Annotated in this window: 17 protein-coding genes; 7 read left to right on the forward strand and 10 right to left on the reverse strand. The window is 44.9% G+C overall.

Annotation, left to right across the window (positions count from 1 at the left end; all coding sequences use genetic code 11):
- Nucleotides 1-242: 242 nt before the first annotated feature.
- From JXR92_RS09720 to JXR92_RS09745, 6 genes are all read left to right on the forward strand, one after another.
- The gene (locus tag JXR92_RS09720; RefSeq protein WP_131225972.1) at nt 243-1439 is read left to right on the forward strand and encodes a hypothetical protein; all 1197 of its coding nucleotides are present in this window, start codon (nt 243-245) and stop codon (nt 1437-1439) included.
- A gap of 1081 nt (nt 1440-2520) precedes the next feature.
- Nucleotides 2521-5709, forward strand: a complete 3189-nt coding sequence (locus JXR92_RS09725) for a SusC/RagA family TonB-linked outer membrane protein (protein WP_119962030.1) — start codon at nt 2521-2523, stop codon at nt 5707-5709.
- Between the two features lie 31 nt (nt 5710-5740).
- Complete coding sequence (locus tag JXR92_RS09730; protein ID WP_119962029.1) at nt 5741-7591, forward strand: SusD/RagB family nutrient-binding outer membrane lipoprotein; 1851 nt, start codon at nt 5741-5743, stop codon at nt 7589-7591.
- Nucleotides 7592-8021: 430 nt separating this feature from the next.
- The gene (locus tag JXR92_RS09735) at nt 8022-8828 is read left to right on the forward strand and encodes a DUF3805 domain-containing protein (protein WP_138345745.1); all 807 of its coding nucleotides are present in this window, start codon (nt 8022-8024) and stop codon (nt 8826-8828) included.
- Between the two features lie 63 nt (nt 8829-8891).
- Nucleotides 8892-10781, forward strand: a complete 1890-nt coding sequence (locus tag JXR92_RS09740) for an ABC-F family ATP-binding cassette domain-containing protein (protein WP_117600747.1) — start codon at nt 8892-8894, stop codon at nt 10779-10781.
- A gap of 45 nt (nt 10782-10826) precedes the next feature.
- Nucleotides 10827-11669, forward strand: coding sequence for a histidinol-phosphatase (locus JXR92_RS09745; protein ID WP_117600748.1), 843 nt, complete (start codon nt 10827-10829; stop codon nt 11667-11669).
- Between the two features lie 72 nt (nt 11670-11741).
- Here JXR92_RS09745 and JXR92_RS09750 read toward each other — a convergent pair whose 3' ends face one another.
- From JXR92_RS09750 to JXR92_RS09770, 5 genes are all read right to left on the reverse strand, one after another.
- Nucleotides 11742-12170: a thioredoxin family protein gene (locus JXR92_RS09750; RefSeq protein WP_117965476.1), complete on the reverse strand. Its 429-nt coding sequence runs from the start codon at nt 12168-12170 to the stop codon at nt 11742-11744.
- A gap of 9 nt (nt 12171-12179) precedes the next feature.
- Nucleotides 12180-12476, reverse strand: a complete 297-nt coding sequence (trxA, locus tag JXR92_RS09755; RefSeq protein ID WP_131225980.1) for a thioredoxin — start codon at nt 12474-12476, stop codon at nt 12180-12182.
- 71 nt (nt 12477-12547) lie between these two features.
- Nucleotides 12548-14707 carry a S46 family peptidase gene (locus JXR92_RS09760; protein WP_117965474.1) on the reverse strand — a complete coding sequence of 720 codons (2160 nt, stop codon included), beginning with the start codon at nt 14705-14707 and terminating at the stop codon, nt 12548-12550.
- A 139-nt stretch (nt 14708-14846) separates the two neighbouring features.
- Nucleotides 14847-17012: a S46 family peptidase gene (locus JXR92_RS09765; RefSeq protein ID WP_138345743.1), complete on the reverse strand. Its 2166-nt coding sequence runs from the start codon at nt 17010-17012 to the stop codon at nt 14847-14849.
- 52 nt (nt 17013-17064) lie between these two features.
- Entirely contained in the window at nt 17065-18300 is a 1236-nt protein-coding gene (locus tag JXR92_RS09770; protein WP_117965517.1) for an anaerobic sulfatase-maturation protein, read from the reverse strand.
- 133 nt (nt 18301-18433) lie between these two features.
- Here JXR92_RS09770 and JXR92_RS09775 point away from each other — a divergent pair, with 133 nt between their 5' ends.
- Nucleotides 18434-19183, forward strand: coding sequence for a DUF4369 domain-containing protein (locus JXR92_RS09775; protein ID WP_117600751.1), 750 nt, complete (start codon nt 18434-18436; stop codon nt 19181-19183).
- 83 nt (nt 19184-19266) lie between these two features.
- On the opposite strand, the gene JXR92_RS09780 is transcribed toward JXR92_RS09775, so the two are convergent.
- The 5 genes from JXR92_RS09780 to JXR92_RS09800 form a co-directional block, all read right to left on the reverse strand.
- On the reverse strand, nt 19267-20025 hold the full coding sequence (locus JXR92_RS09780; RefSeq protein WP_009036804.1) for a lysophospholipid acyltransferase family protein: 759 nt from the start codon (nt 20023-20025) through the stop codon (nt 19267-19269).
- 49 nt (nt 20026-20074) lie between these two features.
- Nucleotides 20075-21250 carry a metallophosphoesterase gene (locus tag JXR92_RS09785; protein WP_117600752.1) on the reverse strand — a complete coding sequence of 392 codons (1176 nt, stop codon included), beginning with the start codon at nt 21248-21250 and terminating at the stop codon, nt 20075-20077.
- Complete coding sequence (locus JXR92_RS09790) at nt 21238-21864, reverse strand: hypothetical protein (protein WP_005836003.1); 627 nt, start codon at nt 21862-21864, stop codon at nt 21238-21240. The genes JXR92_RS09785 and JXR92_RS09790 overlap by 13 nt, the downstream gene beginning before the upstream one ends.
- A gap of 4 nt (nt 21865-21868) precedes the next feature.
- A complete protein-coding gene (locus JXR92_RS09795; protein ID WP_057088092.1) occupies nt 21869-22354 on the reverse strand; it encodes an RNA polymerase sigma factor in 486 nt (161 codons plus the stop codon).
- 213 nt (nt 22355-22567) lie between these two features.
- Nucleotides 22568-23494, reverse strand: coding sequence for a vitamin B12 dependent-methionine synthase activation domain-containing protein (locus tag JXR92_RS09800; RefSeq protein WP_117887543.1), 927 nt, complete (start codon nt 23492-23494; stop codon nt 22568-22570).
- Between the last annotated feature and the right edge of the window lie 7 nt (nt 23495-23501).

The raw sequence follows: 23501 nt of genomic DNA on the forward strand, positions 1-23501 counted from the left end.
ACAAAGTTAAACTTTATTTCTTTTTATCGGCAAAAATAGTGCAAACCGAATGCAGAATTTTCATGTTTACATGAAAAGTTGTGCCGAGATGCAGGCCATTTCTGCTTTCTGGGTACAAAAGTGAGGCTAATTTGTTACGGAATGATGAAACAAGTGTTACATTTGGGTTACATTAAATTCCCGTTTATCTAAAAGCCCCGTCACATTAAAATATTATCTTTGCTTCGTAAATACTGAATTGTATGAAAGAACTTATGTATATCAGGAGTTTCTCTAAGAGACATTTGTCGGTTATTATGGGAACTCTACTTTTAGTGATAATCGGCTCTGTCTGGCTGAATACGGCTCCTTTCCGCTCGGGATTTGAGATTACGGATGAACTGGGCGGTAATATATTCCCTTCCAGTATCCTTTCGGTGGCTACTACCGATGCTCAGGTCATAGTGCCGGTAGACTCCATGTATGTAGGTAATCCGAAGTCCTGCATCGCTGTCCGTGTCCGTTCGAGGAATGCTTATAGCCGGGTGCGGGTAGAGGTTGCAGAGACTCCGTTCTTTTCCCGTTCCGTGTCGGAGTTTGTGCTGGCAAAACCGCGTACGGAGTATATTATCTATCCTGATATCATATGGAATTACGAGGCTCTGAAGAATAACAACCAAGCGGAACCCATCAGTGTGGCCGTTATGGTAGAGATGAACGGCAAGGATTTGGGGCAGAGGGTGCGTACTTTTTCCGTTCGCAGCATTAATGAATGTCTGTTGGGGTATGTCACGAATGGTACAAAGTTCCATGATACCGGCATCTTTTTTGCAGCTTATGTGAATGAGGAGAATCCTATGATTGACAAGCTGTTGCGTGAAGCGCTGGATACGCGTATCGTCAACCGGTTTTTGGGTTATCAGGGAGGTGCCGAAGTGGTGGACAAGCAGGTTTATGCCTTGTGGAATGTGTTGCAAAAGCGCAAGTTCCGTTATAGTTCGGTGTCCAATACGAGCCTTTCCAGCAACGTGGTTTTTTCACAGCGTGTGCGCACGTTCGATGATGCTTTGGAGTCCTCGCAAATCAACTGTGTGGATGGGAGTGTCCTTTTTGCTTCTTTACTCCGTGCCATAAATATAGAACCTATATTGGTACGCACTCCAGGACATATGTTTGTAGGATACTACACAGATTCTAGTCATAAAGACATGAATTTCCTTGAAACGACCATGATTGGTGATGTGAATTTGGATGATTTCTTTCCGGACGAACAGTTGGATTCGACAATGGTGGGAAAGTCGCAGAACCAGATGTCGCGCATTACCTTTGATAAGTCCAAGGAGTATGCCAATAAGAAGTATACCCAAAATAAAGAAGGTATTCATTCCGGTAAACTGAACTATATGTTTCTGGAAATATCCAAAGAGGTGAGGAGGAGAATACAACCGATAGGGAAATGAGGCGTAGAGTAGAATACAAACAGCTGATTCTCACGAACCGGCTGTTCCAATCATCGTCTATGAATGAAGACCGTTAAGAGTCTTCGATGTGCCTTAAGTTCTTCTTCTTCTTCGATGTCCCACCATACCGGTACAGAGGCCATATGTCATCAAACATTGCCTTGGGATTTGAAGCTTCCAGATTCTTAGCGTTGAAATTTACCTCATGCTAACGATGGGCCATGCGACGCCACCAATAGTGCTCGCTCGTTTTTGATGCACCGGGGAACTTTTGGATTATGTCTGTCACAGTACTGGTACCTTTTACCAGCACACTGGCACCGATGATTGGTTCGCCCGCTGCATCTAAAACTTTACCTGTGATTTTCTTGGCTTGCTGAGTACTTTGGGAACTAAGTTTTATACTTAATATTACTATCTCTCACTAGTAAATTACCTTTCTTGCTAATTATAAATTGTTGAAAATAAGAATGATAAATATGTACACAACCTTTTTACATATAACTTGCACATAATAAAGCTTATGTCGAATGGCTATTTTCCAAAACATTGTTTCAAGCTACTCTTTCAAATGAATACTGACCAACAGCAACTTTCGCTATTTACAATTTATATATATTAGCATTATGCTAAAAAGAAAAATGTTAATATAACTTACAAGTAAAACTTGCTGCTATTAATAGTCTAACACTATTTTTTGATGAACTTATGAATCATTTTACTTTTTTTGCTTTTGAAATCTTTGTTCATGTTGGTATTTCCACATAATCAAGTTTTTTTTAGTGAAAATAATTACACATATACTTTAATGTGTAAATCAAATATCTTATAATATTAGTATATATTATTAATTCGTACACTATATTCTTTATTTTAATATTGTTAAGTTGTATTATTTGTAAATATAGCATCAATATGATTTAAAGTTAATACAATTAATAAATATCAAATAAATACTTAAAACTTTGCAAAACTATAAATGCAAGCGTTTTAATATTAATTTAATAATTTTTAATTTGATTGATAGTAGAATTCCTAAATTAATTCATATGTTTGCAAATAAATCCAAATAATAGAGCTTATGAAAAGAAATTATTGCTTATCATTAGTGTTGCTTGCATTGTTTGGGACAGCTATGCCTTTTGCAGCCAACGCAGCTGTTGAAAGTGTACTTAGTTCCCAAAGTACTCAGCAAGCCAAGAAAATCACAGGTAAAGTTTTAGATGCAGCGGGCGAACCAATCATCGGTGCCAGCGTGCTGGTAAAAGGTTCTGGTACCGGTGCGGTGACGGACGTTGACGGAAAATTCTCTGTAGAAGCGCCGGCGGGTAGCACATTGGAGATATCCTTTATTGGATATAAAACTGCTATGCTTAAAGTGACAAATGCTTCTTCGTATTCAGTGACTTTGCAAGATGATTCGCAAACATTGGATGAAGTGGTAGTGACAGCTATGGGTATTAAGAAAGACCGGAAATCTTTGGGATATGCCATTGATGATGTAGATGCGGAAGAGCTTATGAAAAATAAAAGTGTGAATCCGATTAACTCTTTGGCTGGTAAAATTGCTGGTGTTAATATTACGCAAGGAGGTGGTGCTGCCGGTGCCGGTTCTCAAATCATTCTTCGTGGTGGGACTTCGCTTGAACGTGACAATCAACCAGTATTTGTTGTTGATGGTGTAATCTATGATAACTCTACTACAGTAGTTGGTAACTCTGCTTTTGATGGTAGTTTATCGACAGCTTCTACCAATTCTAATCGTGTAATGGATATAAACCCTGAGGATATTGAAAACATGTCAGTTCTTAAAGGTCCGGCTGCTGCTGCTCTTTACGGTTCACGTGCTGCTGCAGGTGTTGTAATTATTACAACCAAAAAAGGAAAGGAGGGAGCCGTTGAGGTGAATTTCTCCACTAAGTATATCACGCAATGGGCTACTTCTCTTCCTAAAACACAACGGAAATATGGAAGAGGGTTTGCTGAAGATCAGTACACCGATGGAAAATATACTGGAACGACTTATAATGATTTTAGTTATAATTCATGGGGAGCACCTATTGACAATGAGGCAGCAACCTATGATAATATAGATGACTTTTTTCAACAAGGTGGTGCATGGGATACCAATATAAGCGTGGCTGGTGGTTCTAAAAATAGTAATTTTTATCTTTCAGGCTCTTATTATAATCAAGATGGTATAATTCCTAATACTGGTTATGAGAAAGCAACGTTCCGTTTTAATGGTGAACAAAAGTGGAGAATGCTCACATTCGGTGCAAATGTAGCATATTCTCAAGCAAACACTGATAAAACATTGACCTCTGCTGGGTTATATGGTTCAAGTGGTTCTGGTACCATGACGGGGGTATACCGTTGGTCTCCTACTGATGATATGAAACACTACTTGAATGAAGACGGTACTCGCTATCGTATGTTTGGAGATCGTCTTGATGTTGTTGATGAACGCGATAATCCATACTGGATTCTTAATAAGAATAAGTTGAAAGATAATACTGAGCGTTTCACGGGTAATTTTAGTATCAAGGCTGATATTGCAGATTGGTGGTGGATTAGTTATCGTATGGGCATTGACTCTTACACTACAGATGATTCAAAGACTCTTGCTGCTGGTGGAGTATATAAATTGGCATGGCAAAAAGGTATGTATAGCGAAAATTCTTATCGGTATAAATATCTTTCTACGAATTTAATGATGAATTTCAATAAACAGTTTGGAGACTTTAACTTTAACTTGATGCTTGGTACATCTACTGACGATACTCGGACTTGGACTAACTATAGAATGGCTTGGAACTTTGAAATTCCTGATTTTTACGCATTTGACAATGCAACGAATGATAACCGTGATTTTTCAAGTTCACGTTCTCAAAAACGCCTTATTGGTACATTTGGTGAATTCCGTGCTGATTGGAAGAATACAGTGTTTTTGACAGTATCAGGACGTAACGATTGGTCTTCTACATTGCCAATTGAGAATCGTTCTTATTTTTATCCTTCGGTAAGTGGCAGTATTGTGTTTACAGAATTTCTTCCTAAAATAGATTGGTTATCATTCGGCAAAGTACGTGCGAGCTGGGCGCGTGTAGGCAAAGATACGAGTCCGTATTCGTTGGAAACAGCATTGTGGCCCAGTCAGTCATTCCTTGGTGGCCTTACTGGGGTAAGTAATTATTGGACTGCTGGTAATGCTGCATTAAAACCCGAGATTACGGAATCTACTGAATTGGGTATTGAATTGCGCTTTTTTAATAATCGTCTGAAGTTGGATTACGCCTACTATACCAATAATTCGTATAATCAGATTATGTCACCTCGTCTGTCAAATGCAACTGGTTATATTCTCCGTTCTGTTAATGCAGGTGACGTTTATAATAAAGGCATGGAGTTAAGTATTGGCGGTACACCTATTCAAACTAAGGATTGGACATGGGAATCAACTATTAATGTCAGTGGTAATCGTGGTACAGTGAAAAATCTGCTTGAAGGTGTAGAAATTCTTTATGTGACTGATGTACAAGTTGGTAATGCTAAAGCGGCTTCTTTCCCTAATGGTAATTTTATGGCAATTTCCGGTAGTGAATGGAAACGTGATGACCAAGGTCGAGTTGTATTAGACAAGAATGGGCTTCCGACTAAAGGAACTAATGCCAATCTTGAAATAGGTAATCGTGAACCTACATTCTCTGGTGGATGGAATAATACTATTACTTATAAAGGGGTGTCATTGAATATGTTGTGGGATTTTCGTGTAGGTGGGCATGTTTATAATGGAACGGAATATGCTATGACGCTTGCGGGTGTGAGTGAGTTCTCTGCCAACCGGGAAAAAATAGAGGTTTCAGGTGTAAATACAAATGGTGAATTTGTAACGAATACTTTCGAAGCTAATAAAACATATACTTATAATGGTAAAGAAACCAGCGGTAAAACAATTATAGCTAATTATTATCAGGATATTTATCCTAATGAAACAGCAAACTTCATGACAAAGGTGAATGCACTTCGTCTTCGTACTATTTCACTCTCATATAATTTGCCAAAAACGTTACTTGCCAAAACAAAAGTTATAAAACGTGCCTCAATTACGGCAACGGCTAATAATCTTCTTCTTTTCACTAATTATAACGGTGATCCGGAAGTTGCAGCAGCTGGATCGGGTGCAGTAGGCTCATCCTCAGTAGGTATTGATTATTGTGGAGTTCCTGCGACAGCAAGTTTTGCTTTTGGTGTTAATCTGACTTTCTAAATATTGTTTAACTGTATGAAAATTGAATAATATGAAACTATACAAGAAAATAATTCTCGGAGTTGCAGCTTGTGTCGCGCTCTCCGCATGTGATGACTGGTTGGATGTCAACACCAATCCAAATACTCCTATATCTACTGATGCTGAGTTCCATCAGCGTTTACCTTGGATGCAATTTTATATGGAACATATTTACCATATTGTAGCCTCGAATACTAGTTTTTATTGTGGTCATTTCTATCGTAACAATGCACGCGAAGGAGGGGCGGCTAAATGGCAACTTGATTCTTCAACTCGTGCTGCTAATGCGCAACAGTGGTTTTTTACTCAGGTAGGTGTGAATTGTAATGATTTATATAATCAGGCAATGGAGGCTGGTGCTTATCACTATGCAGGTGCAGCCAAATTTTTTCGTGCTTATGGTTTTATGATGCTTACTGATTTATTTGGAGAAATCCCTTATAATGATGCATTTGGAGAAAATCCTTCTCCTGTTTATGATAATGGTAAAACAATATTCCTTGGTTGTATAACTGATATTGATGAAGCTATTGAGTTGTTTTCTAGACAACAAGAGGCAATAAATAATGTTACACCAGTGGATTTGGTAGAAGGCGATTCTTGGAATGGTGGTGATGCAGATAAATGGCTGAAAATGTGTTATCTTCTTAAAGCACGCTGGCTGAATCATTTAGTCAAGAAAGAGGCTGGAAATTATAAAGATGGCAAATATGATGCTCCGGAAATTCTGAATTGTTTAGCTAAAGCTCAACAAAGTAATGCTGATAATACTGTTATAAAACATACGGATACTAATACACCTTCTCATGATGTATTGGGCTGGAATGAGCCGATAGATTATTCTGCTCTCTATTCTTGTATTGGTATGAATAGTAATATTTATATAACTAAATGCTATTATGATAATTTGACTAACTTTGATGGAAAGGGAATAGAAGATCCACGTGCTGATAAGTTTATCCCTTGGACTCGTTCTATGAAAGGTCCTGCAACCCCTATTGATATAAAATGGTCAGAGGACGGTTTGTGGCGTCGTTCTATGGGGGTTGATATGCAAACTGATATTTTAAGTCAATCAGGTCCATATGCTTTGTCATTTGATGTAACTACCCAGAGTTGGTATTGTGATAGCCCAACTCGTAAAGGAGATACTATTTATGTGTGGACAACTTGTGGTGGTACGGGATACGCAGGCGGTGTAGATATCCTTTATCGTCGTAATAAATCTTATGACACTTCTGCGCTGAGCGGAGTGTTTTATGCCCGTCCAACAAGTCCATCCCTTATGGCATCGTATTCCGAAGCTTGTTTTATCAAAGCAGAGACGCTTTTCCGTCAAGGCGATAAATCGGGAGCATTTATTGCCTATAAAGAAGGTGTTAAAGCAAGTATTGATTTTGTTAATGATCAGATTGGCGTGTGGACTTCAGAGGATGGAAAATTGGAGTCTTGCCCCTCGTTTACTCATATTGAACAAACTGATATTGATAATTTCTTGAATAATGCACTAGGAAATTCTTCAGATATTACTCTCGGTAAAATTTTGACTCAGAAGATGTTGGCAATGCCATATTCTAATGAGAATTGGAATGATATGCGTCGTTGTGATTATGATACGAATATATTCATGAATTGGGATAAATCGTATTATTATAGGAATACTCCAGCAGGATTTACTTACTGCCCGGAAGATAAGTCGCCTCGTCGTTGGAAGCAAGCTTCTTATGAGCTGACATATAATACCACTAATCTAGCAGCCATTGGTGCCCAAGTTCCAGGAGCTGCTGAGCTTGGTGAAGGATGGTATAATAATAATCTTATTTGTACATTGCCTGTGTGGTGGGATTCAAATCAGGAATAAAAAGAAAGTTCAATTACGGTTGGCATTATCGGGATGGCAAACCTATTCAGCCATCTATTTATAGAATGTTAATTTAATATTCTTAAAATCTTAGGATTGTATGTATTCCATTGATTATCTTTGCATCCGAATTAGAAATTTAATGGATTTCATTTTGACTTTAGTTTAATTGAATAAAGATATTGAAGGCTCTAATGGTCTTCATTCATAGATGATGATTGGAACAGCCGGTTCGTGAGAATCGGCTGTTTTTTGTTTCGTTTGTTTGCATATCAACGGCGGTAATGTTACTTTTGCTCTAAAAGCGAAGATAGGCTGCACCTCAGCATAAAAAATGAACAAGTTCATTTTATTTTGCATTCGGTTTACACTATCTTTGCGAAAAATAGCTAAGATGGTATGAACTGTCTTTGCAAAGATTAGTCTATATATGGAACAAAGCAAGAAATTTATCTCTCCGGGAGCATGGTTTTCCATGACTTACCCGGCAGACTGGAATGAATTCGAAGATGGGGAAGGTTCTTTCCTTTTCTATAATCCCAATGAGTGGACCGGTAATTTTCGCATTTCGGCTTTCAAAGGGAATGCTACATATGGCAAGGACTCCGTGAAGCAAGAGTTGCGGGAAAACTCCGCTGCCACTCCGGTCAGGATAGGCCGGATGGAATGTGCATATAGTAAGGAGATGTTCGAGGAAGAAGGTGCGTACTATACTTCTCATTTATGGATAACGGGTGCGGATGAAGTTGCCTTTGAATGTTCGTTTACGGTGAAGAAGGGAGAGTCGGTTGCAGAAGCGGAGAAGATTATCGCTTCGCTGGAAACGCGTAAGGATGGGATGAAGTATCCGGCGGAGATAATTCCGGTGCGGCTTTCGGAAATCTATCAGATTAACGAAGCATACGAGTGGGTGGATACTACTGTAAAGGAGTTACTGAAGAAGAATTTTCAAGGAGCGGAGGAAGACATTGCCAAGATGCAGCAGATGATGGAAGAAAGCAACATCAGCCCTAAAAAGAAAGATGCGTGGCTGGCTTTTGGCATTGTGCTTTGTGTTATTTTCGCCAATGAAGTGGATGGTATGGAATGGCGTACCTTGGTGGATGGAAACCGGGAAGCGCCCATATTGCTGAATACGTCTACCGGTGAATGGATAGACCCCATGAAGCTGGTTTGGAGCAAAGTAAAGGCAGGAGGTAAAGTGAATCTGCCGGAGGTATACAGCTCCTTGTTCTAAGGTCCGGTCATCTTGGTACTGTGAGTTTCAACTTTCAATTTTCATTTATCAACTATTAAAGCATTGGCAGCAGTAAATTCAATTCTTCAGGTGGAAAACCTGACCAAGTCGTTCGGTGACTTGGTACTATTCGAAAATATCTCTTTGGGCTTGTCCGAGGGACAGCGTGTCGGACTGATAGCCAAGAACGGCAGTGGCAAGACAACGTTGCTCAATATCCTTTCTGGCAAGGAAGGGTATGACAGTGGCACCATTTCCTTCCGTCGTGACTTGCGTGTGGGTTATCTGGAACAAGACCCGCAGTACCCAGAAGAGCTGACCGTGCTCGAAGCGTGCTTTCATCATGGCAACAGTACTGTCGAGTTAATCAAGGAGTATGAACGTTGCATGGAGACGGAGGGGCATCCCGGTTTGGACGAAATTCTGGTGCGTATGGACCATGAAAAGGCTTGGGAGTACGAACAGAAGGCAAAGCAGATTCTATCCCAACTCAAGATACGTGATTTCAGTCAGCACGTAAAATACCTGTCCGGTGGGCAGTTGAAGCGTGTGGCACTTGCCAATACTCTTATCACTGAACCCGATTTGTTGATATTGGACGAGCCTACCAACCACCTCGACCTCGATATGACGGAGTGGTTGGAGGAATATCTCCGCCGGAACAACCTCAGCTTGCTGATGGTGACGCATGACCGTTATTTCCTCGACCGTGTATGTTCCGAAATCGTAGAGATAGACAACCGGCAGATTTATCAGTATAAAGGCAATTACAGCTATTATCTGGAGAAGCGCCAAGAGCGTATCGAGGCAAAGACTGTGGAGATAGAGCGTGCCAACAACCTCTACCGCACAGAGTTGGAATGGATGCGCCGCATGCCGCAAGCCCGCGGACACAAGGCGCGTTATCGGGAGGATGCCTTTTACGAGTTGGAGAAGGTGGCTAAGCAGCGTTTCAACAACGACAACGTCAAACTGGATGTCAAGGCTTCTTACATAGGCAGCAAGATATTCGAAGCAGACCATCTGTACAAATCCTTTGGTGACTTGAAGATTCTGGATGATTTCTCCTACATCTTCTCCCGTTACGAAAAAATGGGTATCGTTGGGAACAATGGTACGGGCAAGTCGACCTTCATCAAGATACTGATGGGGTTGGAGCAGGCAGACAGCGGCACGCTGGATATTGGCGAGACAGTCCGTTTCGGTTACTACTCGCAGGACGGCTTGCAGTTTGACGAACAGATGAAAGTGATTGATGTAGTGCAGGACATTGCCGAAGTCATAGAACTGGGTAACGGCAAGAAGCTGACGGCATCGCAATTCTTGCAACATTTCCTATTTACTCCCGAGACACAGCACAGCTATGTCTACAAGTTGAGTGGGGGAGAACGCCGCCGCCTCTATCTGTGTACGGTCCTGATGCGCAATCCCAACTTTCTGGTGCTGGATGAGCCGACCAATGACCTTGATATTGTGACACTGAATGTGCTGGAGGAGTATTTGCAGAACTTCAAAGGGTGTGTGATGGTGGTGAGCCACGACCGCTATTTCATGGATAAAGTGGTAGACCATCTGTTGGTGTTCAACGGACAAGGAGACATCCGGGACTTCCCTGGCAACTATACACAATACCGCGACTGGAAAGATGCGAAAGCTCATCAGGAGAAGGAGAAAGAGAAGGAAGTTACCAAGGCTCAGGAGGATAAGACGGCGAAGGTGCGTCTGAACGATAAGCGTCGTATGTCTTTCAAGGAAAAGCGCGAGTTTGAGCAATTGGAACAGGAGATAGCCGATCTGGAAACTGAAAAGAAAGTGATTGAAGAAGCTCTGTGCAGCGGCACCTTGTCTGTGGACGAACTGACGGAGAAGTCGAAGCGTTTGCCGGAACTGTCGGACTTGATTGACGAAAAGACATTGCGCTGGCTGGAGTTGAGCGAGATAGAATCGAACTGAAGTCCGGAATTAAAAATTAAGAATTGAAATTATAGAATTAGGAAAGTGGGAAATCTGACGAACTATCATAGCCATAGCCTTTTTTGTGACGGACGTGCCGGCATGGAGGACTTTGTGCGTTTTGCATTGAGTGAAGGTTTTACATCTTATGGCTTTTCATCGCATGCTCCATTGCCTTTTTCTACGGCATGGACTATGGAGTGGGACAGGATGGACGATTATCTGTCTGAATTCCACCGTCTGAAGGAGAAGTATGCCGGACGTATCGAACTGTATATCGGTCTGGAGATTGATTATCTGAATGAAGCGAGCAATCCGTCCATCGCCCGTTTCAGGGAGTTGCCGTTGGACTACCGTATCGGTTCTGTACATCTTCTCTACAATGACAAAGGGGAAGTGGTGGATGTAGATGTATCTGCGGATACCTTTAAGACCATTGTAGACGGACATTTTTGCGGTGATTTGGAGCATGTGGTCCGTCTCTATTACGGCCGGTTGACGAGGATGCTCGAGCTGGGAGGTTTCGATATTGTGGGCCATGCCGATAAGATGCACTACAATGCAGCATGCTATCGCCCGGGATTGCTGGACGAGCCTTGGTATGATGAGCTGGTTAGGGCGTATTTCGCAGATATTGCCCGTCGCGGCTATCAGGTAGAGGTCAATACCAAAGCCTATCATGACTTGGGCACTTTCTATCCCAATGAGCGGTATTTCTCCTACCTGCATGATTTGGGTGTACGTGTGCAGGTAAACAGTGATTCACACTATCCGGAACGGATAAGCAACGGACGTCCCGAAGCTTTGCGTGCCTTGAGGAAAGCTGGATATGAATCGGTGATGGAACTACACGGAGGAGAATGGAAAGAGATGCCTATCGTGTTTTGAGTGAATAGGATACAAAAACTCCTGACTTGCCTTTTTGTAAAGGTAGTCAGGAGTTTTTCTTTCTATTATGAACTATTCTGTTTTCAGTAAAAAGTCATCAATCGCCTTTTTGTAGGTAGCCTTATCGGCTGCTCCGCGGAAGAGCTGAGGCTCTCCATTCATAGGGATGAATACAAAAAGGGGGATGCTTGTTGCATTGAACAACGCTGCCAATTCTTTTTCTTTATCCACATTGACTTTGTAGACAACGATTTTATCGGCATACTCTTTGGCCAGTTCCTTCATAATGGGAGCCACCATGCGGCAAGGTCCGCACCAGTCGGCATATAAGTCTATGATGGCAGGCTTGCTTCCCTTGTATTTCCAGTCCTGGGATTTCTCATAGTCGAACACATTCTTGATAAACATGGCTTTGTTCATGACGACAACCTCTCCGCTTGTTTGAGCGTAGGCCAGCATGCTGGAAAACACAAGGACAACTATTGTTATAATCTTCTTCATTTCTTCTTGTTAAGAGTTTTGTTCTATAACGGCTTTCAAATCCTTACCGCTGATGACACCCGAGTGGCGCCATACGGCTTCGCCTTTCTTAAATACGATAAATGTCGGTACTGCTTGTATACGGTAGCGGGCAGCAAGTTCTTCGTGCTGGTCTACATCTATTTTGGCGATACGGGCAGCATCTCCTATTTCGTTTTTGAGTTCTTCCAGTACCGGATGCATGGCCTTGCACGGGCCACACCAGGTTGCAAAGAAATCAACTAAAATGGGCTTTTCTGATTGTATCAATTCTTCAAACTTTTCCATAATTTTTTCCTTTCTGTTTTTATTTATTTGTAATGATAACAAAATAGGAGGAGGATTTGTTCGCTAAATCATTATTTAATCGTCATCTCTTCAATGAGATGCGAAGCTCCCGCGTATTTGTCGATGATGAACAAGGTGTAGCGGATGTCTACACATGCTGCTCGTTGGGAGGACGGACGGAAGGCAATGTCGCCAGTCAGACCTTCGTAATTGCGGTCAAAGCCGGTACCTATCAGTTCTCCTTTGGCATTGAACACGGGGCTGCCGGAGTTTCCACCGGTATTGTCTGTGTTGACAATGAAGCAGATGGGCATTTCGCCGTTCGGCATGGCATAACGTCCGAAATCCTTTGCCTGGTACAGCTGTTTCAGTTTGGCGGGGACTACAAACTCCCAATTGTCGGGGTCTTCCTTCTCCATGGCTCCTTTCAGAGTGGTGTAGTAATCATATTTCACACCGTCTGCCGGAGCGTAGGGGAGTACTTGACCGTAGGTCAGGCGCAAGGTGGAGTTGGCATCCGGATAGATGGGCTGACCATTGGCAAGTTTCATGTCCATCATGCCCTTTACCCATACCTTGTGGGCGGCATTGTAGTTTTTATTGGCATCCATCATGGCAATGGAGGTCTGAAGCAGGCCGTCCGTGATGGAATATTTCAGCAAGACCATCCAGTCTGTATTAATCTTGTAGAGGCTGGGCTTGCGGATGAACTTGGCAAAGTTCTCCTTGTTGCCGAAGATGGAATGTTCGAAGCAGGCGTCGATGAAAGCGTCGCTGTTGCCCTTGAAACGCTTGTCTATGATTTGGAAAATACCGATGCGTTGTTCGGCAGGGATATACTTCATGTAGGTTTTTAGCATTTCCTTGCCAACGATACGTTCCACTTCGGGGAAGGGGACAGAGGCGAAGTAGCGGTCGGCTGCCTTCTGAAGGCTGTCTTTAGCTGCTGCAATCTGTTTCTTGTCCTTGTTCTTCAAGGCAGACACCAGTCTTGCGGTACTGGGGATACGCATGAAATCGAGTCCCGTCACCAGTGCTTCCTGAATGGCTTGCTGGTGGTAGAGGGCTGGACGGCGTTGCTTTACGATGGCGCGTATCTGGTCGAATGCCTGCTGATAGCTATTGTCGTTCAGCGAGCGTCCGCGTGCCAGGAGTGCCTCTTGCTGTGCACGTTTGGTGTCCAATACTTTCAGACGGACGAGGCCTTCGTTCATACCGATGGCATTTTTCCAGTAGTTGGCAGAAGATGCATACTTGCTGGCATAGTGGATGCGTACGGCATCGTCTTGCAGCATCTGCTTCATCAGAGCTTTCTGGCGTACGTCACGCACGTGGTGGCGCATGAAGTTGGTGGTTTGCATGCGTTCCTCTACTTCGTCGGAAATCATGTAGCGCCAGTTGCGTCCGGGGAAGCCCATGACGAAGGTAAAGTCGCCCTCGCGATAGCCGTCGAGGCTGATGGTGAGGTGTTTCTTCACTTTCAGGGGGACGTTGTCTTTGCTGTAAGCGGCGGGTTTCCCGTCTTTGTCGGCATAGATGCGGAAGATGGAGAAATCTCCCGTGTGGCGGGGCCACATCCAGTTGTCGGTGTCTGCACCGAACTTGCCGATGGAGGAGGGGGGAGCGCCTACCATGCGGATGTCGCTATAAGTGGTTTTTACGAATAGATAGTATCTGTTGCCACCGTAGAAGGCTTTCAGTTCCAGTTTGCGGCCGGGTGTCAGGGTGATGCCTTCGGACTTGGCGAAGCGGTCGGCTACTGTTTTCAGGTATTTGGGAGACAGATAATTGGTGCCGTTCGGGTCGTCGTCGGTTTTCAGTTGTTCGTTTACGTAGTCTGTCACGTCCAGTATCCGGTCGACGTAGGTGACGGTGAGTCCCTTGCAGGGAAGCTCCTCTTCGCGGGACATGGCCCAGAAACCGTCGGTCAGGTAGTCATGTTCCACCGAGCTATGTTGCTGTATGGCGCTATAGCCGCAGTGGTGGTTGGTCAGTACCAGGCCTTCGGCAGAGATGACTTCGCCGGTACAGCCGCCGCCAAAATGTACCACGGCATCCTTCAGGGCAATGCCGTCGGGATTGTAGATTTGGTTGGCGGGGATGAGCAGGCCGAGTTCCGTCATGGCTACTTCGTTCTGCTTTTGTAGGTCGGTGAGCATCCACATACCTTCGTCGGCGTGTGCGGCAAGGACAGAAGATGTAATGAATAATGATAATAGGATTCTTTTCATGGTGATGTGCGTTAGAAGAGCATCTGAGAGGGGGGCTATTCAGTATACGACTGAATAGGGTTAAGTATGCGACTGAATGGCATTCAGTCGTATAGTGAATGCCATTCAGTATGGGAGGTAATCTCTCAGAGGCTTTTATTTATTCTACGATGTGCATTTCGTTTATCAAATGTCCGCAGTTGCCCAGCTTGTCGAGGATGAAGAGCACGTAGCGGATGTCCAGTGCAATGCAACGCTGCAGGTCATTGTTGAAGTTGATGTCACCGCTCAGAGACTCCCAGTTGCCGTCGAAAGCAGTACCGATGAGCTGTCCTTCGCCATTGATGACGGGGCTGCCGGAGTTGCCGCCGGTGATGTCGTTCGTCGTGAGGAAGCAAACCGGCATGGTGCCGTCTGCCATGGCGTAGCGTCCGAAGTCTTTCTTCTGAATCAGTTCTTTCAGCTTGGCGGGTACTACGAATTCACGGTCTTCGGGATTCTCTTTTTCAAGGATACCGTCGGTAGTGGTATAGTAGTCGTAGTGTACAGCATCGCGCGGGCTGTATGATTTTACATTACCATAGGTCAGACGCATGGTGAAGTTGGCATCCGGATAGGAGGGGACGGGCTGTTTCATTTCACCCAAGCCACGGATGTAGGCCTTGTGGAGCAGTTCCATTCCGCTTTCCAGTTCCATGTATTGCTTTCCGAGTTCCTGCAGCTTTTCGTTCTTGGAGCGCGAGTAAGCCGTAGCAGGGTCTTTCTCAATGGCTTTCACGGTGGGCTTTGCCAGGAATTTATCCAGGTTCTTGCGGTTGGAGAGGATGGAGTTGTCGTAAATGTTGTCTACGTATGCGTCGTAGTCGCCCTTGAACTCTCCGTTGATGGTTTGGTAGAAGGAGGGCAGCTCGTTGGCGTTCAGTGCCTTGGCAAGGGCGGGCAGGATGGCTTTGGCTACGGCGCGGTCCACTTCGTGGTCGTAGTCTTTATTGTGGATGCCATCGTAGGCATTTTCCAACTGCTTCTTCGAAGCTTGCAGCAATGAGTCGTTCTTCTCTTCGAGCGCTTTCTTTATGTTATCCATAATAAGGTAGGTACTGCCGAATTCGATAGCACCGCGCAATGCTTCGTTGGTATAGTAGAGCTGGCGCAGCGTGGGGGTGCTTTTCTCGATGATGGCATCAATTTTCTCTACCACACCCTCGTATTCGGGTTTTCCTTGGGCAAAGGCGGCATACTTTTTCTCGATTTCGGCTTTGGCGCTCAACACGTCATTGTCGATGATTGCCTTGTTCATACCAATGGAGTTTTTCCAGTAGTTACTGCTTCCGGCAAACTTGCTGGCATACTGGATGCGGGTCTTGTCACTGGCATCCATATACTTGCGCAGCACTTCGAGGCGTACGCCGCGCATGTCAATCATTGCCTGGTTCACGGCGTTCATGCGTTGCTTCACTTCGCTCTGGGTGAGGTAACGTTCTGTGCTGCCGGGAAAGCCCATAATCATGGCGTAGTCACCCTCGTTCAGGCCTTTGATGGAGATGGGCAAGAACTTCGGCGTTTTCAGGGGTACATTGCTTTCACTGTATTCTGCAGGCTCTCCGTTGGCATCGGCATAGATGCGGAACATGGAGAAGTCGCCCGTGTGGCGCGGCCACATCCAGTTGTCGGTTTCACCGCCAAACTTACCTACCGAGGAGGGAGGAGCGGCAACCATACGCACGTCGCTGTATACCTTATAATAGAACATATAGAATTTGTTTCCTGCATAGAAGGGGAGTGCGCGCACTTCAATGCCCGGTTTACCCTTCAAATCGCTCTTTTCCAGTTCTTCCTTTGCCAGTTTGCTGAGGAACGGGGAAGTCAGTGCATCGATTTCCGTCACTTCGCCTGCCTTTATTTTAGCGTTGACAAGGTCGGTGATGTCTACAATGCGGTGCACGAAACGGAATTTCAATCCCGGGGTGGGCAGTTCTTCACTACGGTTCATGGCCCAGAAACCATCTGTCAGATAATCGTGTTCCACGCTGCTGTGCTGCTGTATGGCACCGTATCCGCAATGGTGATTGGTCAGAATCAGTCCTTCCGGAGAGATGATTTCGCCGGTACAGCCGCCGCCAAAGATACCTACGGCATCTTTCAGTGATACGCCGTTGGGATTGTAGAGGTCGTCAGCCTCCAGCTTCAGTCCTTGTTTCTTCATCATGTCGATGGAGTTCTGCTGTTTCATCAGTTGCAGTAACCACATTCCTTCGTCTGCACGCGCAGAGCAGATTGTCAGTGCGGCAATGGCCGCAAGCAAACCTTTCTTAAATGTAATCTTCATATAATCAATTATTAAGTAATGTCTTTGAATTTCATTGTTATCGCTTGTGGGCTTATGGCTTGATGGCATTGTTTCTTATTGCTTCCATAATGTTTGCAGGCGGACGCTGGTTCATCAGTTCGTTCTTCATAAAGTCCATGTATGGGGCTGCGTGACTGAAGAACTTATGATATCCTGCACAAAGGTAATTCAGTCCCGGCTCCCCGTCGGCTGTACATACAAAACGGTTCTTTGGGCATTCGCCGTTGCAGGCAAACAGCCATTCACACTCCCTGCATTGGGTGGGGAGCGATTGTTGCTTCATCAGTCCGAAGGCTTGTTGCCGTTCGCCGTACATCATCTCCACCAGTGTATTCTGATGGATGTTGCCCAGTTTATATTCGGGGAAAACAAAATGGTCGCAGGTATATACGTCTCCGTTGAACTCCATAACACCTGCATGGCCGCACGTCTTTGCCATGGAACATACACCCGGCTGTTCGCCTATCCAGTTGGCAAGGGTAGAGTCGAACAGCTGTATGTAGTAAGTCCCCACGTCCTGCTTTACCCATTCGTCGAACAAGGCGCATAGGAAGTCTCCCCATTGTTCCGGCGTGACGGAGAAGTCTGCCAGCTGCGTGCTCTTTTCTTTGTCTGCCAGGGAGGCAAGATGGCGTCCGTCCCCATGAGGGGCAATGCGCTCCACGATGGGGGCAAACTGGATGTAATGGCATCCTATCTCCTTGAAAAAATTATAGAAGTCCAGCGGATAGTCGGCGTTGTAGTCATTGACCACTGCCATTCCGTTCCATTCCACACCGTGCTTTTTCAGCAGGTTGATGCCCTGCATCACCTTGACAAAAGAGGGCTTGCCCTGCTTGTTCTTCCGGTATTCGTCATGGAACTCTTGCGGTCCGTCTATGGAGACGCCCACCAACCAGTTGTTTTCTTTGAAAAACCGGCACCATTCATCGGTGAGCAACGTGCCGTTGGTCTGTATGCAGTTGTCGATGGTGCGTCCGTTGGCATATTTCCTTTGCAGCTCCATGGCCCGTTTGTAGAAAGACAGCGGACGCATCAGTGTCTCTCCGCCATGCCAGGTGAACAGAACCTGGGGCATGGTCTGTGAGTTGATGTACTCCTCGATAAACTTTTCCAGAAGTTCATCACTCATTACATGCTTGGGGTTGTCTCTATATAGTTTGGATTTCTCCAGATAATAGCAATAATCGCATGCCAGATTGCATACCGCACCTACCGGTTTCAGCATTACATAGAGCGGTTTGGCAAAAGGTGCATAGGTTGACATGTATATTTTCTCTATTTTTATCATTTATAATTGTGCAAAAATACGTAAACCGAATGAAAAATCCTTTCTTTCTATCCGGTTTATAAGGAATATTAATACCTTTGCTGGGTGTAATTCAAAAATCGTTTCTTGCATGATTAGAATGAGTGTGAACCGCATTTTACCCTTTTTGCTCCTGCTTGTGCTCTTTACTTCTTGCAACCGCAAGTATAAGATAGAGGGCAGTTCTTCGGTAACCAGCCTTGACGGAAAGATGTTGTTTCTCAAGACGCTTCGGAACGGGCAATGGGTGAATGTTGACTCGGCAGAGGTTATCCATGGGCATTTCAAGATGAAAGGCCGGACCGATTCCGTGATGATGGTGACTCTTTATATGGATCAAGAGGGTATTATGCCTTTGGTGCTGGAAGATGGTAAAATCGTAGTTTCCATCTCCAATACCCAGTTGATTGCCAAAGGAACCTCTTTGAATGACAAGTTGTACGAGTTTATAGACAAACGCAATTCCCTAGAGGTAAAGATAGAGGAGCTGGAACGCAAAGAGGCGCGTATGGTGCTGGACGGTGCCAATCTGGATGATGTGCATGGACAGTTGGCAAAGGAAGGCGAAACACTTGTGAAGGAGATGAACGACTACGTCCGTCAGTTCATTGTAGATAACTTTGAGAACGTGCTGGGTCCCAGTGTATTCATGATGATGTGCAGCACACTGCCCTATCCGGTGATGACTCCGCAGATTGAGGACATCATGAGAACTGCTCCCTTGTCTTTTAAAGAGAATACTTTGGTGAAAGATTTCCTTACAAAGGCGAAGGAGAACATGCAGCTGATTGAAGAGCAGAAGCGCATGAAGCAAAATGCTTCTGTAGGAGGACAGAAATAAATAGGAATGAGTTGATAATGATAAACGGGAATGCCTGAATATCTTGATAAGATATTCAGGCATTCCCGTTTATCATTATGTTTTTATCTGTCTTGGTCTTCGTTCTTCACCATCCCTTTATACTTTTCCGGCAATGCACTCTCCACTGCCGCATAAGCCTCGTTCATACTTGCTTTGATGTTTTCTGCCCCTTTCCCTTTGGGAGGAATAGGTTCATGGATGGTCAGTATCATCCGGTGGCGGTGTATCCACTTTCCGGTGCGTGGAAGAATCTCGAACGAGCCGTCTATCGTGACGGGTACTACTTCCAGTTGCAGTTCATCCGCCAGCTGGAAAGCACCTCTCTTGAAGTAGCCCATGTGTCCCGTGAAGGTACGTGCTCCTTCGGGAAATACTACCAGTGATACGCCGTCTTTCAAAGATGATTCTGCCTGCCGCATGGTGGCAAGCACCTTCTTGGGACTGGAACGGTCGACGAAGATATGTCCTGCGCTTTCGCATGCCTTACCGACAAACGGGATTTTGCGCAGGCTCTTCTTCATCATCCATTTGAAGTTCCGTCCCAGGAATCCGTATATCAGGAATATGTCGAAGGCGCCTTGGTGATTGGGCACAAACACGTAAGAAGTACGTTTGTGTATTTTCTCCCTTCCATGCACCTCCACCGGAATAAGCAGTATATAGCAGATGAGCTGTGACCAGATTTTACCGGGATAGTACCCCCAGGTATGCGCCCCCCCTATCAGCGAACCGATAATGGTGACCAATGCTGTAAGGATAGTCAGTACCAATAAAATAGGCAACGCAAAGCAAACCTGATAAGTGATATAAAGTATCTTCATAGGTGTCGGATTTTTTATTGCTACAAAGATATACCTTTTTCTTATTTCGTCACTCTTTCTCTCTTACTAATTTTAGTACTGTAATTTCCGGCCATGCCCCGAACCGGAACGGCAGTCCCACATAGCCGATGCCAATATTTACGTACAAAGCCCTTTTGCCTTCGTAGTACATTCCTCTCCATTCCGGATAGATAAGTTCGGCAAGGGAGTGTCCGAACAAGATGCCTTGCATGGCGTGGGTATGTCCTGCAAGCATCAGTGAAATATCCGATTGGGGCAGTACCTCGCGCCTCCAGTGGGTAGGGTTATGGCTGAGCAATATTTGGAACATCCCTTCCGTACCCTGCATGGCTTGCGGTAAGTCTGCAAATTGGGAGAAAGGAGGCTCGCCATCGTTTTCCACACCGATGAGGGCTATGCTGTCACCTTTGTGATAAAGGATGTCATGCTCATTGTTCAGCAGTTTCCATCCCATTGCTTTCTGCTGCCGGATTAAATAGTCCAGATTGGCGATTTCTGCTTTCGGGCTTTGCCAGTGATAGTATGAGCCATAGTCATGGTTACCGAGGATGGAGTATACTCCGTCCGGTGCGTACAGTTGGGAGAGTATTTCTTGGAAACCATCCAGTTCATGGCTCTGCTGGTTCACGAGGTCACCGGTGAAGACAATCAGGTCCGGCTTCTGTCCGTTGACTGAATCGACCAATTGTTTGATGGGTTCCGGATTGCCCTGCCAACTGCCGATGTGTATGTCCGATATCTGCACGATGCGGTAGCCGTCGAAACCTTCCGGAATATTGGCAGAACGATATTCTACTTCTTTCGTATCGAAACGGGTGATGCCTGCAAAAGTTCCGTAGAGGATATTGAAGAAGCTGACGACAGCTAAAACCAGTCCTATAGCGGTGAACGGGCTGCGGGGACAACGACGGATGATGAAGTGCGCCAGTACTCCCACCAGAGAGCAAAGCATGAATATGGTTTTTGGAAAGACAAACAGCATGATGGTAATTGCCAGTCTGCCTATAGCCTGCGTATGGTTTGACATCGCATTGTCGCCCGTAAGGAACATGAAGTAAACATAGCCTGCCGCCAGCAATAAGGTGGGAAGCCAATAGAGGCTGCGTAGAAATGTCTTTCTGGTTTTTCTTACTACATAAACCAAGTAAATGTAAAGGTCGGGGATGAGAAGGAAAAGGATGAAAACAAGAGTTACTCGGTGCATATATCTTTCAATTCTTCAATGTTCTTTTTAATATTGTCCAGATGTTTATAAATCACTTTTTTGTAGAGAATATAGATAATCAACGCATCAAATACTACAAAGAGGGTAATCAGTATGGCTTGCACGCCAACGGACATCAGATGATATTCCATCACCCAATAATTGAGGATATTGAAAAGGATAATCCAGATGGAGATGCCCATCACCTCATATTTGGTCCATTGGCGGAAAGTGGTCATACGGCGGCTGACTTCGGCAACACTCATTTCTTCAATATGTGTATTCTTATTCCAACGGTATGTTTTCCAGTCCCACCACATGCCTGCGAGAATGCTGATGGCAATGAACCCTAAAAAGGGAACAATCTTTTCTTGTAGTTGTTCGTTGAAACCGAAGGTGGGCAGTAGCAGCCATATAAGAAGAAGGGTAGCCAGACATATCGTTCCTATTCCGATAGAGAAGCGTTGTATGACTACGAGGCGTCCCAGACTTTTGCGGGTATTTGCCTTGTAGCCGGCAATCAGTTCTGTAATCTGCTGTTCATCAGCAATCGGTTCTTTCTGCAACTGTTCATTCAGTGCGTTCCATGATTTCTTCAGTTCATCCAGTTCCATATATCTATTCCTCCTTATTCATTCTTTTCAATTTGTCTTTGATGCGGCTGAGCTTGGTGGCAACGTTTGTCAAAGTCAGCCCGGTGATTTCGGCAATTTCTTCGTAGCTTTTCTCTTCCAGATAGAGCAGGATGATGGATTTTTCCAATTGTCCCAGCCGGTTTATCATCCGGTAGAGTTGCCGTAGCATGGCTTGTGTCTCGTCGGTTTCTTCAGTCCGGTCGGCTTCTTGGTTGAGGGTAACGATTTCGGGGATGTTCTTTTCTTTGCGGATAAAGCTGATGCACGTGTTCAGTGCGATGCGGTAAATCCATGTTGAAATCTTGCACTCCCGCCGGAACTTGGGAAATGCTTTCCATAAGTTGAGTACCACTTCCTGATATAAGTCGTTGAGGGTAGCGTTGGGCGTGGTGTACAGATAGCACACCTTATATATCACGCGCTCATACTCTCGTACCACGGATACAAACTCTTGTTCTGCATTTTCCATCTTTTTGCTTCTTTCGAGTTGCTTTGCACTGTTAGTCGCGGAAAGGGGCGATAAATCACAGTTCAAAAGGATTATTTTTTATGGCACATAGGTGACACAGATTAAACAGATGACCACAGATGAGAAATTCATGATGAACAAAATTATCAGTGAAAATCTGTTTAATCTGTGTCGTCTGTGTAACTCCTTTTTTAATGTACCGAATTATCAGCATTATGATACGCTTTCTATATTTCCTGCCAGAAACTTCCGCATATTCCCTATTGGCATTCCCCGGCGGCGGGCGTAGTCTTCCAGCTGGTCCTCTCCAATCTTGCCCACTGCAAAGTATCGGGATGCGGGATGTGCCAGCATCATGCCGCAGACGGAGGAGTGAGGGTGCATGGCTCCATGTTCAGTCAGCGTGATGCCTATCTGTTTCATGCCGAGCAGTTCGTCCAGCAAGAAATTCACGGATTGGTCGGGTAGGGAGGGGTATCCCACAGCGGGGCGGATGCCTTGGTACTTCTCGACCAGCAAATCCGGAATGGACAAGGATTCGTCGGGGGCATAGCCCCAAGCCTCCTTGCGGACATATTCGTGCATCTTTTCTGTGGCGGCTTCGGCGAGGCGGTCGTTCAAGGTTTGTACAAGGAGATGTTTGTAAGGGTCGTTCTTGTAAGTCTCTTCGGCCTCTTCACTGATGGTAGAGGCGAAAAGCCCTACGATGTCGGGTGTGTCCGAAGAGAGGGGACGTACAAAATCACTCAGACAGAGAAATGGACCGCCATCGGGTTGTGGTGTCTGCTGTCGGAGCAGAGGGAAGGTTGTTCCTTCTATCAAGAGGTTATCTCCATCTGCATTTGCCTGGCAAAGCCTGAAGATGCAATGGATGGAGATTGTTTCGTCCAGTCGGTCGAGCATTCTATTGGCTTCCTTGAAGAGCTGCATGGCTTCGGAAGCTTTGGTACGTTCCTCCTCGGGAAAGGTCGTCAGCCAAAGTGCACGGCAGGAATCGCAGCCATGGATGTTGGCAATAGCCGCAAAGCGAGGCTGGAAGCCCCAGGCATGGAAGAAATAAATCCAGTTGATGTAAGGGGTTACTTCATGAATCCGATACGAAAGCAATTCATGCCCCGGTGCCAGTATTGTCCTTTTCATCCCATTT

This window comes from Bacteroides parvus (assembly GCF_017309675.2).
GTDB classification, from domain to species: Bacteria; Bacteroidota; Bacteroidia; order Bacteroidales; family Bacteroidaceae; genus Bacteroides; species Bacteroides uniformis.